Genomic DNA, 16,211 nt, shown 5'->3' on the forward strand with positions numbered 1-16,211 from the left:
GAGGCCGCTAGAGCAGATCCGCCGCCCCGCTGCCGGTGCTTGCCAGCCAGGTCTGCAGGGCAGCCTGGTCGTCTGGCTCCAGATGGGTCAGGCCGTAATGGATATCCTGCAGGGCGGTGCTGGTGGCGATGAAGGCCTCCAGCGGGTTCAGCAGTTCCGGATGGCCGTTGATCTCGGTGGCGAGCGCCAGCCCGAACAGGATCGCACCGCCGGCATAAAGGCTTCCCTCCGGGGTCAGGGAGGCACGGGGAAGCTCCTCGATACCCTGGACCAGCGCCAGGTCGGCTTCAGCGCGAACTTCGCCGCTCGGGGAATCGTAGGCGATGTCATGGAAGCGGAACAGCACGTCCAGGGCATCCACCGGGGGCGCCGAATAGTTCGCTGGCTGGCCCGGCCCAGTGAGCACTTCGCCGTTGGAATAGCTGGGGCCGCCGTAGTTGCCGTAGGTCGGGATGGCGATGCCGTTGGACACGGGCACAAGAATCGACCAGTTGATGGCCATCTCTTCCTCCTTTGCGCGAGGCGTCCCTTCTTGGGACGGGATGGAGGCGATCATGACCTTCCCGCGGGATCAACTCCGTCCTGCGCACGAATCCGGCATCGCTGGGGAAAGGCGCGCCAGGCAGACGGTGGCTGCGGCACCCGGCGCAGCCACATGTCGGGGGCGGTGCCCGTTCACCCTCCGGCGGGCTGTCGGCCAGAGCATTTCCCGTTCCGATGGCATCATCGGGACGGGTGAAGATGCTCGTCGAAACAAACGGCCAGAGCATTTCCCGTGAGCCAGAGCGAACGGAAAATGCTCTAGCGGGCGTAGTCCGGCTCCTCCCGGTCCAGCACGCGGCGCCAGGCATCAAGATGCAGGCGGGCATCCATCTTGTCGCCCCAGGCGCCATGGTGGTTCCGCCGCAGCTTCTCGGGCAGGCCGTGCAGCGGCTGCCCGGTCTGCAGCGCGGTCATCTGGTACATGGCGGTGCGCTCGGCCATGTAGCATTCGTCGAAGGCGTCATGCACCGTGGGGCCCGCCACCGTCACCCCATGGCCGCGCATCACCATGATGCTCTTGTCGCCCATCAGCCGGGCGATGCGGTCCCCCTCCTCGTTCTGGTGCACGGGCTCGTCGCCCTCGCGGTCATAGACCATGCGGTCATTCAGCAGCAGGTTGTTGTGATGCGACAGCGCGAACTCCGTGTCGCGCAGCAGCGAGAGCGAGGTCAGCCAGCGCGGGTGCACGTGGATGACGCAGGTGGCGGCGGGGTTCTGCAGGTGGATGCGCGCATGGATGTGGAAGGCCACCTTGCGCAACTCGCCGCTGCCTTGCAGCACGCGCCCGTCCAGGTCGCAGATGATGAGGTCGCTGGCACATAGTTCCTGGAACAGGTAGCCGCGCGGATTGATCAGGAAGCGCGGCGCCTCGCCCGGCAGCATCAGGCTGTTGTGGTTGCCGATCTGCTCGTTCCAGCCGAGCCGCGCGGCGACGCGGAACACCGCCGCCATGTCGCAGCGCATCGCCCATTCCGCCTCCTCCTCGGAGCTGCGGGTCAGCTGTCGGATCGTCGTCGCCATGCTGGGCTCCTGTGTCTGCCGGACGGCGAGGCTGCGCCCGATGCCGCCGCCAAGCCAAGCGGAATCGCGCCTGTTCTGGAACGCTCGGCAAGCTCTCCGCACGGGCATGCAAACTTCGCGAGGGCTTGCCGCCGGACCGCGCACCGTTACGCTGCCAGTCCGTACGCCGCAGGAAAGGCCTTCCGATGCAGGAACTCCCGGTCACCGGCTATCTCGACCGCTTCTCCCGCCGGCCCGGCGAGAGCCTGGCGGCGCAGGTGAGCGTGCCCTCCGGACAGGCCTGCCGGGCGCGGCTGGTGCGGGTCATCAGCGGCGACCCCAATCCCGCGGGACCGGGCCTGCGCTTCGAGGATCTCGCGGCCCGCTTCGACGTCACCTTCCCCGGCCGCCATCAGCCGATCCATGCCGGCTCCGCCGCCATCGTGCCGGCGGGGCCACGGCGCCCCGCCGGCGCCACCACCTGGACCGTGCTGGCCTGGGCCGCCGCGCTGCCTGGCGAAAGCGCCGCCTTGCTCAGCGAGGAACAGGGCGGCACCCGCGTCACGCTCGGCCTCGGGCCGTGCGGCGCGGTGGCGCGGCTGGCTCGGGACGGCGCGGTGCGCGAGATCGCCGTCGGAACGCAGCCGAAACTCCGCGGCTGGTACCGCCTCTGGCTCAGCCTGGCGCCGGAGGAGGACACGCTGCTGCTCGGCCAGCAGCCACTGCTGCCCGGCGACGGCGGCGCGGCGGTGGTCCGCGCGGCGCTGGAGGGCTTCGCGCCGCCCGCCAGTGGCGGCCCGGTGGTGATCGGCGCCGAGAACGCGGCCCAGCCAGCGCGCCACGTCACCGCCAAGCTGGAGGCGCCGGCCATCCTGCCCGGCGCCTTCGCCGAGTGGCCGGCGCCGCTTGACCTGCCCGCCGCCCCGCTGGCGTGCTGGGACTTCAGCCGCGGCATCCCGACGCAGCGCATCGAGGACAGCGGCCCGCAGGCCTGCCACGGCATGCTGCGCAACGTGCCGACGCGCGCCGTGGCCGGCGCCCGCTGGTCGGGGCGCGAGATGTGCTGGCGCCACGCGCCGGAGGACTATGCCGCCATCTACTTCCATGCCGACGACCTCGGCGACTGCGGCTGGCAGACCGATTTCCGCTTCGCCATTCCTCCCGACCTGCGCAGCGGCGCCTATGCCTTCCACCTGACCTGCGAGGCTGGCGAGGACTGGCTGCCCTTCTACGTGCTGCCGCCGCGCGGCACGGCGACGGCGCCGGTCGCCTTCCTCGCCTCCACCTTCACCTACCAGGCCTATGCCAACCACGCGCGCGGCAATGCCGACGAGGCCTACATGCAGCGCGTCCGCGAGTGGGGCGCCTATCCGCACAACCCCGACCACCACCCGATCTACGGCCGCAGCACCTACAACCGCCACCCGGACAACAGCGGCATCGCCTTCTCCTCGCGGCTGCGGCCGATCCTAACCATGCGGCCGGGCTTCCTGACCTTCAACGACGCGCGCGGCTCCGGCCTGCGACACTACCCGGCGGACACGCACATCCTTGCCTGGCTGGAGGCGCGTGGCCTCCCCTTCGACGTCCTCACCGACGAGGACCTGCACGAGGAGGGCACCGCGCTGCTCGCGCCTTACGCGCTGGTGATGACCGGCTCGCACCCCGAATACCACACGGCGGCGACGCTGGACGCATTGCGCGACTACACCGCGTCCGGCGGCCATCTCACCTATCTCGGTGGAAACGGCTTCTACTGGCGCATCGCCTGCGTGCCCGGGCTGCCGGGAATGATTGAGCTGCGCCGCGCCGAAGGCGGCATCCGCGCCTGGGCGGCCGAGCCCGGCGAGTACTACCACGCGCTGGACGGGCAGTATGGCGGGCTGTGGCGGCGCAACCGGCGGCCGCCGCAGGCGCTGGTGGGCGTCGGCTTCTCCGGACAGGGCCTGTTCGAGGGCACGCACTACCGCCGCCTGCCGGCCAGCCACGCGCCCGAGTTCGCCTGGATGTTCGAGGGCATCGCGGAGGAGGTGCTGGGCGACTACGGGCTCTCCGGCGGCGGCGCGGCGGGCTTCGAGCTGGACCGCGCCGACGTCACCCTGGGTACCCCGCCCGAGGCGGTGGTGCTGGCGCGCTCGGAGGCGCCGCCCGCCTCCTTCGTCACCGTGCCGGAGGAGCTGCTCTCCCATGTCAGCACCGTGTCGGGAGAAACGCCGGACGCGTTGAAGCGGGGCGAGATCGTTTATTTCGAGACGCCGGGCGGCGGCGCGGTTTTTTCTGTCGGCTCCATCACCTTCTGTGGCAGCCTCTGGCGGGACGGCTTCGAGGGACCGGTCAGCCGCCTGCTGGAAAACGTGGTGCGCCGCTTTGCCGGAACTGCGCGGTGACGATTTGCGCGACGATTTTTTGTGCAGTGCGAACAAAGCAGAAGCGAGTCCGCCAAAAATTTGGCCGTTTTGCCTGAAGGCTGTGCGAATTCGGGTTGACGCTCTGTGACGGTGCCGGAAAGCTTCCCCGCAGCGAAGTTTCTCGACCGATCCCACCACGCAAGCAGCGGAGACTGAGGATGAAGCGAGCCTTCCTGCGGACCTGTGCCGCACCGGCGCTGATGGCCGCCTCCCTGGCGGCCGCACCCTGGGCCCCCGCCCTGGCTGCGCCCTTCACCTGCCCGGAGCGCGGCGGCGACCTGGTCTTCGGCCAGGAGGCCAACGTCAACAGCCTGGACCAGATGACGTCCAGCACGATCTCCACGCGCAACATCGCGATGAACATCTACGAATCGCTGGTGACGCGGGACGAGAACAACAACGTCATTCCCGAACTGGCCGAGGGCGTCGAGGAAGCCCCCGACCAGCTCACCTACACCTTCAAGCTGCGGCAGGGCATCAGCTTCCACAACGGCAAGCCGATGACCTCGGCCGACGTTGTCGCCTCCTTCGACCGCTACAAGAAGATCGGCCTGCAGCGCAGCACGCTGGACAACGTCAAGGGCTGGGACGCGCCGGACCCGAACACCTTCGTCATCCACATGCAGCGCGCGCAGCCCACCTTCCTGGAGGCGCTCTCCTCCTTCAGCGTGCCGATCGTCATCATCCCCGCGGAGAACAAGGACGATCCGCCGCAGCAGCTCAAGCCGGTCGGCACCGGCCCGTTCCGGATGGCCGAGTTCGTGCCGGGCAGCCATGCCAGGCTGGTGCGCTACGACAGCTACAAGCCCAACACCCAGTTCGAGCAGCGGACCGGCTTCGGCGGCTACAAGGTCGCCTGCCTGGACAGCGTCACCTTCCGCATCGTCACCGAGGCCTCGGCGCGCGTTGCCGGCCTGGAGACGGGCGAGCTGCAGGGGGTGGAGGACATCCCGACCAAGTCGGTCGAGGCGATGCGCAAGAACCCCAGCGTGACGGTGCTGCCGCTGAAGAACTGGTGGATCCAGATCGCGCTGCCCAACACCGCCCACGCGCCGACCGACAACCTCATGTTCCGCAAGGCCGTGCAGGCCGCGCTGGGCATGGAGGACATCATGGACGCGGCGACCGACAACAACTACAGCCTGAACGTCGGCTTCCAGTATCCGAACCAGCCCACCTACACGGATGCGGGGAAGGAAACCTACAACATCAACGACCCCGACCTGGCGCAGAAGTACCTGAAGGAATCCGGCTACAAGGGCGAGCCGATCTATATCCTCACCAACCGCGACTACGCGCCGATGTACAACGCCGCGCTGGTCATGCAGCAGCAGATGCAGGCGGTCGGCATCAAGGCCGAGCTGAAGGTGACGGACTGGCCGACCTCGGTGCAGATGTCACAGAAGGTCAACAGCAACGAATGGCACTTCTTCCATAGCGGCTGGGGCACGCAGCCCGCGCTGGGCGCGCTGGCCACCATGCAGTTCCTCGCCTCGCCCGGCGCCAACTACCGCCCGCGCGACGACAAGGGCGACCCGGAGGTCGAGGCCGCCTGGAGCGACATGAACACCAAGCCGACGCAGAAGGAGCGCAACGAGGCCTTCGCGCGGATGCAGAAGCTGGTGCTGGAGAAGGCGCTGGCCTACCCCTTCGGCTCGCTCACCAAGGTGCAGGCGGTGCGGGCCAAGGTGCAGAACTTCGAGCCCTTCCGCATTCCGCGCTTCAGCAACGTGTGGATGAAGAAGTGAGCGGCAGCGCGCGCGTCGGGGGGGCGGTGCCCCTCCGGGCGGCGGCGCCATGCTGAGCGTCGCGCTCCGCCGCATCGCCAGCGCCGTCCCGGTCTTGCTGCTGGTCAGCCTGATCACCTTCGGCATGATGCGGCTGATCCCGGGCGATCCGGCGGCCGCCATCGCCGGCCTTTCCGCGACGCCGCAGCAGGTCGCTCAGATCCGCGCCGATCTCGGACTCGACGAACCCTTCCTGGTGCAGCTCGGCCGCTGGTACGGCGGCATGCTGCAAGGGGACCTCGGCCGCTCCATCCTCATGGGCAAGGGCGTCGCCGCGGTGACGATGGAGCGCCTGCCGGTGACGCTGGCGCTCTCCGCCTATGCGCTGGTCCTGACGCTGGTGATCGGCCTGCTCGCCGGGATCGTCGCCGCGCTCCGGCAGAACACCGTGATCGACCAGTTTGCCATGATGTTCGCGATGATCGGCATCTCTGTCCCGAGCTTCTTCCTCGGCCTGCTGATGATCATCGTCTTCGCGGTGCGGCTGGGCTGGCTGCCGACCGGCGGCTACATCCCGCTCACCGAGGACCCCTGGGGCTGGTTCGTCACCTCCACCATGCCGGCGATCTCGCTGGCGCTGCTGCAGGCCGGTCTGCTGGCGCGCATCACCCGCTCCACCATGCTGGAGGTGCTGCGGCAGGACTACATCCGCACCGCGCGGGCCAAGGGCCTGCCGGCGCGCCAGGTGGTGTTCAAGCACGCGCTCACCAACGCGCTGATCCCGATCACCACCGTGGTCGGCATCATCATCAGCCTGCTGCTCTCCGGCGCGGTGGTGACGGAGGCGCTGTTCTCCATCCCCGGCATCGGCGGGTTGCTGACGCAGGCGGTGCTGAACCGCGACTACCCGATGGTGCAGGGCGGCCTGCTGCTGGTCACCGCCTTCCTGGTTCTCGTCAACATCGGCATCGACATGCTCTACGCCTTCCTCGACCCAAGGGTACGCTATGAGTGAAACCGGCGCGCTGCCGCTGGAGGCCATCCAATCCGAGGCGGAGCCCGAGCCCAAGCGCGTGCATCCGTTCTGGATGACGCTGCGCCGGCTGTTCCGGCACCGCCTTTTCGTCACCGGGCTGATCCTGTTCGGCATCATCGCCTTCATGGCGGCGGCCGCGCCCTGGATCACCGACATCAACCCGAACCGCCTTTCCATGCGCAACAAGTTCCTGCCGCCCGGCGGGGACTTCGTGCTGGGCACCGACAATTTCGGCCGCAGCCTGTGGTCGCGCGTGGTCTGGGGGGCGCGGCTCTCCGTGATCATCGGCGTCTCCGTGGTGGCGCTGAACGCCGTCTTCGGCACGCTGATCGGCGCCCTGGCCGGCTACTTCCGCCGCCTCGACAACGTTCTGATGCGCATCAACGACGCGCTGATGGCCTTCCCCGCCATCCTGCTGGCGATCGGCGTCACCGCCATGCTCGGCCCGTCCACCGCCAACGTCATCATCGCGCTCGGCATCGTCTACGTGCCGCGCACGGCCCGCATCGTGCGCGCCTCGGTGATCGTGCTGCGGGAAATGGAGTACGTGCAGGCCGCCGTCGCCGCCGGCGCGGGGCACTGGCGCATCCTGCGCCGCCACATCCTGCCCAACGCCATGGCGCCGATGATCGTGCAGCTCTCCTTCCTCTTCGCCTATGCCGTGCTCTCGGAGGCGACGCTTTCCTTCCTCGGCCTCGGCGCGGTGCCGCCGACGCCGACCTGGGGCAACATCATGGCCGAGGGGCGCGACTTCATGCGCGACGCGCCCTGGATCATCGCCATTCCCGGCGTCACGCTGATGATCACCGTGCTTGGCCTCAACATGCTGGGCGACGGGCTGCGCGACGTGCTCGACCCCCGGCTCAGGATCCAGCAATGAGCCTGCTCGAAATCCAGGGCCTCACCACCGCCTTCCGCACCGAGCGCGGCGAGATCAACGCCGTGGAGGACATCTCCTTCAACCTCGACCAGGGGGAGATCCTCGGCATCGTCGGCGAGTCCGGCAGCGGCAAGAGCGTCACGGCGCTCACGGTCATGGGGCTGCTGCCGCAGCCGCCGGCGCGCATCAGGTCGGGCTCCATCCGCTTCGCCGGGCAGGAGCTGACCACGCTCTCCGACCGGCAGATGCAGAAGATCCGCGGTCCCGGCATCGCCATGATCTTTCAGGAGCCGATGACCTCGCTGAACCCGGTCTTTCCCATCGGCGAGCAGATCATGGAGACGATCCGCGCGCATGAGCGCCTTTCGCCGCGCGCGCTGCGCGACCGCGCGGTGCAGCTGCTGGAGAAGGTGGGCATCCCCTCCCCCACGCGCCGGCTGGACGACTACCCCCACCAGCTCTCGGGCGGCCAGCGCCAGCGCGTGATGATCGCGATCGCCCTGGCCTGCAACCCGAAGCTGCTGATCGCCGACGAGCCGACCACCGCGCTCGACGTCACCATCCAGGCGCAGATCCTCGACCTGCTGCTCGACCTGCGCGACGAGTTCGGCATGGCCATCATGATCATCACCCACAACATGGGCGTGGTGGCCGAGACGGCCGACCGCGTCATGGTCATGTATGCCGGCCGCGTGGTGGAGCAGGCGCCGGTGGAAACGGTCTTCGACCAGCCGCTGCACCCCTATACGCGCGGGCTGCTGGACTGCGTGCCCTCGCTTTCCGCCGACAGGCCGCGCCTCGTCGCCATTCCCGGCAACCTGCCCGAGCCGGCGCGGCGCCCTTCCGGCTGCCGCTTCAGGCCACGCTGCAACCTCGCCATCCCCGCCTGCGCCCAGGTGGTGCCGCCGCTCGACGACCACGCCCCCGCGCACAGCGCCGCCTGCATCCGCGTGCCGGAGCTGGCGGCCCGATGACGCATCCCCTGATCGAGGCGGCGGCGCTCTCCAAGCATTTCACCCTTGGCGGCGGCGGCCTGTTCCGTCGCCATGCCGGCACGCTGCGCGCGGTGGACAACGTGGACCTGCGCATCATGCCCGGCGAGACGCTGGGCCTGGTGGGCGAGTCCGGCTGCGGCAAGTCCACGCTGGGGCGGCTGCTGATCCGGCTGATGGACGCCTCCGATGGACAGGTGCTGTTCGACGGCACCGACATCACGGGCCTCTCCCACGCCCGGATGCGCGAGATGCGCAAGGCGATGCAGATCGTCTTCCAGGATCCCTATGGCGCGCTGAACCCGCGCATGACGGTGGAGGACATCGTCATGGAGCCGCTGGTGATCCATGGCGCGAAGGCGGATGCCGCCGCGCGCAAGCGGGTGGCGGAGATGCTGGAGCTGGTCGGCCTGCCCGCGCGCGCCGCGACGCGCTTCCCGCACGAGTTCTCCGGCGGGCAGCGGCAGCGCGTCGGCATCGCCCGCGCGCTGGTGCTGAACCCGCGCTTCATCGTCTGCGACGAGGCGGTCTCCGCGCTCGACGTCTCCGTGCAGGCGCAGATCGTCAACCTGCTGCAGGACCTGCAGCGGGAGATGGGGCTGACCTACCTCTTCATCGCGCATGACCTGGCGGTGGTGCGCCACATCTCCGACCGCGTGGCGGTGATGTATCTCGGCCGGGTGGTGGAGGTGGCGGAGAAGTCGGCGATCTACGACCGCCCCCTGCACCCTTACACCCAGGCGCNTGGCGGAGAAGTCGGCGATCTACGACCGCCCCCTGCACCCTTACACCCAGGCGCTGATCGCCGCCGTGCCGGCGCCGCATCCCGCCGGCCGCGCCGCCCGCCGCGCCGCGCGGCTGCGGGTGGAAGGCGACATCCCCAGTGCGCTCAACCCGCCCTCCGGGTGCCGCTTCCACACGCGCTGCCCCTTCGTGATGCCGGTCTGCCGCGAGGTCTCGCCCCCGCTGCGCGACTATGCGCCCGGCCATGCCGCGGCCTGCCATCTCCACGATCCGCAATACCGCCAGGAGCCGCACGCATGAGCGACACCCGCAGGACCCGCATCCTCTGCGATGTGGATTTCGACAAGGACGGCTTCCAGCAGGGCTTTCTGCGGCTGTTCCACTCCTCGCACATCTCGGCCTATGGCTTCCTGCCCATGCCGATCGTGGTGATCCGGAACGGCGAAGGACCGACCGCGCTGTTCGTTTCCGGCAACCACGGGGACGAGTATGAGGGCCAGGTGGCGCTGACCAACCTGGTGCAATCGCTGCGCCCGGAACAGATCCGCGGCCGCGTCATCATCCTGCCGACGGCCAACTTCCCGGCGGCGCTCGCCGGCAACCGCGTCTCGCCGATCGACAACCTCAACCTCAACCGCATCTTCCCAGGCGACCCGGACGGCAGCGTGACCGAGCAGATCGCCTGGTTCATCAGCGAGCAGCTGGTGCCGCGCGCCGATCTGGTCTGCGACCTGCATTCCGGCGGCTCCTCGCTGCTCTACACGCCCTGCTCCCTGACCGGCCGCGTGGAGGACGAAGCGCTCTACGCGCGGCAGCTCGCCGCGCTGCGCGCCTTCGCGGCGCCGGTCGCCTATGTGCAGGGGCGCGCGCAAGGCCAGGGCGGCAACCAGACGCTGGGCGGCGTGGCCGAGCGCCTGGGCATACCAAGCGTGGGCACGGAGCTGGGCGGTGCCGGCGCGGTCTCGCCCGAGGGGTTGCGCGTGGCCGAGCGCGGCGTGCGCAACCTGCTCGTCCACCTCGGCATCCTTCCGGGGGAGGCGCGCATCCCGGCGCCCGAGACACGGATCTTCGGCCTCAAGGGGCAGGACCAGTTCGTTTATGCCGAGGAGGCCGGACTGTTCGAGCCGGTTGCCGAGTTGGGGGATTGGGTGCAGGCGGGGCAGCTCGCGGCGCGCCTGCATACGCCGGAGACGCCCTGGCGCGCCGCCGTGGAGCATCGTTTCGCGCGGGCCGGCTTCGTGCTGTGCAAGCGCCAGCCCGGCCGGACGCAGCGGGGCGACTGCCTCTTCGTTCTGGGCAGCGAAGAGCTACCCTGAAACCGGCGGCCGTGGCCCTGGCGCTGCGCTGGGCGCGCCTCGCTGCCACCAGGGTTCCGGATCGGCATCAATGCGCCTTCCGGGCGGGCTGCTCAGGAAGGCCCGGGTGCCGCGATCTCGCGCAGATCCTCCCTCACAACCCGGCCTCGCCGGGAAAGCCGCAGCCGCCGCGCAATTCCGCCGGGCGGCCAGGCCTTCAGGCATGGCCCGGGCACGATCCAACGCGCCGGGGCTTCGATGGCGGGTGACCGTTGTTCTCCCCGCCGGTTCGCCGCGTCGCGGGCGGCTTGGGCAGAAGCTCCACCAAGGCGCGCAGAGGCGCGCTGGCCTCCCCCGACCACACGAGATGCGTGCGGTTCCGGCGCAGCCGCGGGGGCAGCGGATGGCGGTCCACCGAGCCGCCGAGGACCGCCTGATCGAGCACCTCCGCCGGCACGATGGCCACCCCGCTGCCGGCCGCCACGCAGGCCACGATCGCATGGTAGGAGCCGAGGTCCATGATCCGCTCGGGCGAGGCGCCTCCCTCGGCGAGCCATTCCATCAGGCGCCGCCGGTAAGAGCAGCCGTGCGGGAAGGCCACCAGGGTCTGCCCCCCGAGTTCCGAGGGCTGGCGGAGCGGAGGCCGGCCCCTGGCGCTGATCAGCACCAGTTCCTCGTCGAAGGCGGGCACGGAGGAGAGGCCTCCCGCCTCGAAAGGCTCCGACACGAAGGCGGCCTCCACCTCGAAGCGCTCCAGCCGGCGGAGCAGCGCCCCGGTCGTGCCCGTCTGCAGTTCGATGGACACGTTGGGGTAGCGGGCATGGAAGGCCGACAGCACCGGCGGTAGCCTCGCGCCCGCGGCACTTTCCAGGGAGCCCAGCCGCAACAGGCCCCGCACCACGCCGCTTCGCAGTTCCTGCTCGGCCATGTCGGCCATCTGGAGCAGCCGCTCGGCGTGGCCCAGCAGGGTGCGGCCTGCATCGGTGAGCACCAGGCCCCGGCCCTGGCGACGGAACAGGCTGACCCCCAGCCGCTCCTCGAGCTGCTTGATGCGGGTGGTGACGTTGGAGGGCACGCGGTGCAGCCGGTCGGCCGCGCGCGTCACGCCCCCTTCCCGCACCACGCAGCGGAAGATGTCCAGGCCTTCCAGATCGATCATTCTCATATGGAGAACCTTAGGCCTCAAAAATTCAGTATTCAATGCTGGCTGGGCGGTGTCTCATCCGCCCCGCCCATGACCCACGACCCTCCTCCCCCCACCAGCTCTCCGGCGCCGCCCGGGCTGACCGTCGCCAGCGGCATCCTCGCGCTCGCCGTCGCCATGGGCGTCGGCCGCTTCGCCTTCACGCCCCTGATGCCGCTGATGATGCGCGACGGCACCCTGAGCGCGGCCGACGGCGCCCTGTGGGCGGCGGCCAATTATGGTGGCTACCTCGCCGGTGCCCTGACCGCCTCCTGGTTCTCCGGCGCGCCCCGTCGCGGCGTGCAGCTGTCCCTCACCGGCGTTGCGCTGGCGACGCTCGCCATGGCCTGCATCGGCGGGGAAAGCCTGGCCCTCCTTGGTGCCGTGCTGCGGGCCGCGGCCGGCGTCTTCAGTGCCTGGGCGCTGGTCTGCGCGAGCAGCTGGTGCCTGGCGGAGTTGGCCAGGCGGCACGTCCCGCAACTGGGCGCCTGGATCTACACGGGGGTGGGCCTGGGCATCGCCCTGGCCGGCGCGCTCGCCTGGCTCGGCGGGCAGCAGCCCGCCAGCCGCCTCTGGCTCGAACTGGGGCTGGCCGCCGCGGCAGGCGCGCTGTTCGTGGGCCTCGCTCCGGGCAGCCGGAGCAGCATACCCGGCCCGGCGGCGCATCGCCCTGCCCCTGCCGCACCCGGCCGCCAACGCGGCCATCTGGAGCTGATGCTGTGCTACGGCACCTTTGGCTTCGGCTACATCGTGCCGGCCACCTTTCTGCCCGCCATGGCCCGCCAACTGGTGTCCGACCCGCTGGTGTTCGGGCTCACCTGGCCCCTCTTTGGCCTGGCCGCCGCCCTCTCCGTTGCGCTTGCCGCGCGCTGGCTGTCCGCATGGCCGCGGCGGCGCGTCTGGGCGCTGGCGCAGGGCATCATGGCTTTCGGCACCGCCTTGCCGCTGGCGGCACAGTCCCTCTGGACCCTCGCCGCATCCGCCGTGCTGGTGGGTGGAACCTTCATGGTGGCCACCATGGCGGGGCTGCAGCTGGCGCGCGAGCAGTTGCCCGCCAACCCGACCCCGCTGCTGGCGCGGATGACGGTCGCCTTCGCGGCCGGGCAGATCGCCGGCCCCCTGTTCGTCCGCCTGCTCGGCCCCGGCAGCTGGGCGGGGTGGGATGCCCTGGCCTGGGCGAACGCGGTCTCCACGGTGCTGCTGGCGCTCACCGCCGCCTGGCTGTGGCGCGACCCACGCCCCCTTCCCTTCACCCTGAGGCAAGCGCCATGAACGCAGCTCCTTCGATGACGTCCGCCCTGCGCTTTCCCGAGGCAGGCCTGCCGGAACGGCTGGGACCGCCGCCAAGCCTCGACCCGGCGCAGCAGGACGCCGCCGAGGCGCTGATCAACGGTCCGCGCCGCGGCGTTCACGGCCCTTTCAGGCCGCTTCTGCACTGCCCGCCGCTGCTGCACGCCGCCGCAGCTCTGGGCGAGGGCCTGCGCTACCGGGGGAGGCTCGATGCGGCGCTGCGCGAATGGACGATCTGCGTCGTCGCGCGCGAGCTGTCCAACGTCTTCGAATGGGACATGCACCTGCCGCTCGCCGCCGCTGCGGGCGTGCCGGCGGCGGCGCTGGCCGCCCTCGATGCCGGGGAGCCCTCGCCGGCCGGCCTGCGCGCCGACCTGGCGCTTGCCCGCGCCCTCGCCTGCGAGCTTCTCCGCCAGCACCGGCTCAGCGACGCCACCTACGCCGGCGCGCGCGAACAATGGGACGAGGCTGCGGTGGTGGAGCTGGTGATGCTGGTGGGCTACTTCGCCATGGTGTGCTGGCTGATGAACGTTTCGCATACGCCGGGGCCGGTTGCCTGAACCGGCCCCGACCTCCTCCCGCCGCGCGGCAGGGCTGCGGCGGCCACCTTCTCCGGCGCTCCGGAGCCCGGTTCAGCGTGATCGGCAAGGTGGCGCCGGCGGGCGGCGCGCCGCCACCGGAGTCCCCCGGATCAGCGCCACCCCAGGGCCGGGGCGACGTGCTTCAGGATGCCCTCGATCACATGCGCGCAGTACTCGACGCCGAGCTGATTGGGAACCGCCAGCAGAAGGGTGTCGGCCGCGGCGATCGCCTCGTCGGCGCGCAGCTGCTCCACCAGCGCGTCAGGCTCGGCGGCGTAGCCACGGCCGAAGATGGCGCGCGTGTTCTCGTCGATGAAGCCGACCCGGTCCTGCTCCTTGCCGCCCTGGCCGAAGTAAGCCCGGTCGCGGTCGTCGAGCAGCGGAAAGATGCTGCGGCTGACCGAGACGCGCGGGGCGCGGGCATGGCCGGCCTCCTTCCAGGCCGCGTGGTAGGCGCGGATCTGAGCGGCCTGCTGGATGTGGAAGGGCTCTCCCGTTTCGTCATCCTTGAGGGTGGAGCTCTGCAGGTTCATGCCTTGCCGTGCCGCCCAGACCGCCGTGGCGTTGGAACCTGAACCCCACCAGATGCGCTCGCGCAGGCCTTCCGAATGGGGCTCCAGGCGCAGCTGGCCCGGCGGGTTGGGGAACATCGGGCGCGGGTTCGGGGCGGCGAAGCCCTGGCCGCGCAGCATCTCCAGAAAGACCTGCGCATGCCGCCGGCCCATCTCCGCGTCGGTTTCCCCTTCCACCGGCGTGTAGCCGAAATGGCGCCAGCCATCGATCACCTGCTCGGGCGACCCACGGCTGAGGCCGAGCTGGAGGCGGCCACCGCTGATCAGGTCGGCGGCACCGGCATCCTCGGCCATGTAGAGCGGGTTCTCATAACGCATGTCGATGACGGCGGTGCCCAGCTCGATGCGGCGGGTCTTCGCGCCCATGGCGGCCAGAAGCGGAAAGGGCGAGGCGAGCTGCCGGGCGAAGTGGTGAACGCGGACATAGGCGCCGTCCGCGCCCAGCTCCTCCGCGGCAGCCGCAAGCTCGATGGATTGCAGGAGCGCGTCGGCGGCGGAGCGCGTGCCGGAACCCGGCGAAGGCGTCCAATGGCCAAAGGAAAGAAAGCCGATCTTCTTCATGGTCAGCGCCGTCCAGAAAGAGGGAATGCAAGCCGGCGGAAGGGCCGGGCACGCCCTGGATTTGGCCGAAGGGCCTTTGTCACGCGAGGATATGGGCCTTGAGGCGCCGTCGCCCCATCACCAGGGCCAATGATGGTCATGCGATACGCGGCCATGCGGAGGCGAGGCGGCGGAACCCTCCAGGCAAGGGGAACGCACCCTGCTTTCCGTGCCGGCCTCTCTCCCGCATCGTCCGAGGGCCGGGAGGAATGCGCTGTCCAGGCGCGCTTCGCCGCGGCCGCCCGGCTCGCACCGCCCCTCTCGCCCTTGCGGGCGCGGGTCACTCCAGCAGAAAGGACAGGGCCTCGGCACAGGGCTGCGCCACCTTCAGCGCCAGCAGGCCATCGGCGCGGGTGCGGCCGAGATTGACGGCGGCCACCGGCTTTCCGTGACGCGCCGCCGCCTGCACGAAGCGGAAGCCCGAATAGACCATCAGCGAGGAGCCAACCACCAGCATTCCGTCCGCCCGCTCCAGCGCCTCGAAGGCCGCCGCGGCCCGGTCCTTCGGCACGGTCTCGCCAAAGAACACGACGTCCGGCTTGAGCAACCCACCGCAGCAGGGGCAGGGCGGCACGCGAAAGGCGGAAAAATTTGTCTCGTCGAGATCGGCATCGCCGTCCGGAGCCGCGACGGCGTCGCGCCCGGCCCAGGCGGGATTCAGCCGGACCAGCGCCTCCTGCATGGCGTCACGCGGACTGGTGCGGCCGCAGCCGGTGCAGCGCACCCGGTCCAGGCGTCCGTGAAGGTCGATCACCCGGGTGCTGCCGGCAGCCTGGTGCAGGCGGTCCACGTTCTGGGTAAGCAGCAGCTCGCTCTTGCCGAAAGCTTCAAGGCGCGCCAGCGCCGCATGGGCCGGGTTGGGCTTGATCCGGCCGAAGACCCGCCAGCCGACCAGGCTGCGCGCCCAGTAGCGCTGGCGAGTCGCCTCGCTGCCCATGAAGGCCTGGAAGGTCACGGGCGGCGTGCGCTTCCACTGTCCGTCGGCGTCCCGGTAGTCGGGAATGCCGGAATTCGTGCTGCAGCCGGCACCGGTCAGCACGAAGAGCCGTTGGTGACGGTCGATGAACGCCTGCAGCCGCGTGCTCTCGCTCATGCCCCCAGTTTACGGCGAAGCGCGGCCGCAGGCCATCTGGGCGGACGCCCAATTGGCTCACTTCAAACGCTCTAGATATTTGTTTTGAAGAGCATCTTCATCCGATTGGGTGGCTCCACCCGATCGGGATCTGCTCTAGGAAGCGGCCGATGCTCAGCCGGCGGATCGAGGTGCTCGTTCAGTGAGGCTTGGCTGAAAGCTCGTACGCAGAAAGCCGCCCCTGAGGGCGGCTTTCTGTTGTTGAGCGACTTTCCGGCTGGGTGGCCCG

The 16,211-nt window shown here is 70.0% G+C and carries 13 protein-coding genes; 8 read left to right on the plus strand and 5 right to left on the minus strand.

The features are described from left to right. Positions 1–7 precede the first annotated feature (7 nt). Both E0493_RS20525 and E0493_RS20530 read right to left on the minus strand, forming a co-directional pair. Entirely contained in the window at positions 8–502 is a 495-nt protein-coding gene (locus E0493_RS20525) for a hypothetical protein (protein ID WP_160939135.1), read from the minus strand. A gap of 299 nt (positions 503–801) precedes the next feature. Next, complete coding sequence (locus E0493_RS20530; protein ID WP_160939136.1) at positions 802–1,563, minus strand: class II aldolase/adducin family protein; 762 nt, start codon at positions 1,561–1,563, stop codon at positions 802–804. A gap of 185 nt (positions 1,564–1,748) precedes the next feature. Here E0493_RS20530 and E0493_RS20535 point away from each other — a divergent pair, with 185 nt between their 5' ends. The 6 genes from E0493_RS20535 (at position 1,749) to E0493_RS24075 (ending at position 10,645) form a co-directional block, all read left to right on the plus strand. Next, positions 1,749–3,929 carry a N,N-dimethylformamidase beta subunit family domain-containing protein gene (locus E0493_RS20535; protein ID WP_160939137.1) on the plus strand — a complete coding sequence of 727 codons (2,181 nt, stop codon included), beginning with the start codon at positions 1,749–1,751 and terminating at the stop codon, positions 3,927–3,929. 179 nt (positions 3,930–4,108) lie between these two features. Continuing rightward, the gene (locus E0493_RS20540; RefSeq protein ID WP_160939138.1) at positions 4,109–5,698 is read left to right on the plus strand and encodes an ABC transporter substrate-binding protein; all 1,590 of its coding nucleotides are present in this window, start codon (positions 4,109–4,111) and stop codon (positions 5,696–5,698) included. 49 nt (positions 5,699–5,747) lie between these two features. After that, the gene (locus E0493_RS20545; RefSeq protein ID WP_160939139.1) at positions 5,748–6,692 is read left to right on the plus strand and encodes an ABC transporter permease; all 945 of its coding nucleotides are present in this window, start codon (positions 5,748–5,750) and stop codon (positions 6,690–6,692) included. Then, on the plus strand, positions 6,685–7,593 hold the full coding sequence (locus E0493_RS20550; RefSeq protein WP_235913917.1) for an ABC transporter permease: 909 nt from the start codon (positions 6,685–6,687) through the stop codon (positions 7,591–7,593). The genes E0493_RS20545 and E0493_RS20550 overlap by 8 nt, the downstream gene beginning before the upstream one ends. Beyond that, complete coding sequence (locus tag E0493_RS20555; protein ID WP_160939140.1) at positions 7,590–8,567, plus strand: ABC transporter ATP-binding protein; 978 nt, start codon at positions 7,590–7,592, stop codon at positions 8,565–8,567. The genes E0493_RS20550 and E0493_RS20555 overlap by 4 nt, the downstream gene beginning before the upstream one ends. A 116-nt stretch (positions 8,568–8,683) precedes the next feature. After that, positions 8,684–10,645, plus strand: a complete 1,962-nt coding sequence (locus E0493_RS24075) for an ATP-binding cassette domain-containing protein (protein ID WP_456316353.1) — start codon at positions 8,684–8,686, stop codon at positions 10,643–10,645. A 196-nt stretch (positions 10,646–10,841) separates the two neighbouring features. On the opposite strand, the gene E0493_RS20570 is transcribed toward E0493_RS24075, so the two are convergent. Then, a complete protein-coding gene (locus E0493_RS20570; RefSeq protein WP_202397251.1) occupies positions 10,842–11,783 on the minus strand; it encodes a LysR family transcriptional regulator in 942 nt (313 codons plus the stop codon). Between the two features lie 75 nt (positions 11,784–11,858). Here E0493_RS20570 and E0493_RS20575 point away from each other — a divergent pair, with 75 nt between their 5' ends. After that, a complete protein-coding gene (locus E0493_RS20575; protein ID WP_160939143.1) occupies positions 11,859–13,079 on the plus strand; it encodes a YbfB/YjiJ family MFS transporter in 1,221 nt (406 codons plus the stop codon). Next, complete coding sequence (locus E0493_RS20580) at positions 13,076–13,657, plus strand: carboxymuconolactone decarboxylase family protein (protein WP_202397252.1); 582 nt, start codon at positions 13,076–13,078, stop codon at positions 13,655–13,657. Before E0493_RS20575 ends, E0493_RS20580 begins: the two co-directional genes overlap by 4 nt. A gap of 131 nt (positions 13,658–13,788) precedes the next feature. Here E0493_RS20580 and E0493_RS20585 read toward each other — a convergent pair whose 3' ends face one another. Continuing rightward, positions 13,789–14,811 carry an LLM class flavin-dependent oxidoreductase gene (locus E0493_RS20585; RefSeq protein WP_160939144.1) on the minus strand — a complete coding sequence of 341 codons (1,023 nt, stop codon included), beginning with the start codon at positions 14,809–14,811 and terminating at the stop codon, positions 13,789–13,791. A 319-nt stretch (positions 14,812–15,130) separates the two neighbouring features. Continuing rightward, positions 15,131–15,943: an NAD-dependent protein deacetylase gene (locus tag E0493_RS20590; RefSeq protein ID WP_160939145.1), complete on the minus strand. Its 813-nt coding sequence runs from the start codon at positions 15,941–15,943 to the stop codon at positions 15,131–15,133. Positions 15,944–16,211: the final 268 nt, after the last annotated feature.

It is taken from the genome of Teichococcus coralli (assembly GCF_009829925.1).
Taxonomy (GTDB): domain Bacteria; phylum Pseudomonadota; class Alphaproteobacteria; order Acetobacterales; family Acetobacteraceae; genus Pseudoroseomonas; species Pseudoroseomonas coralli.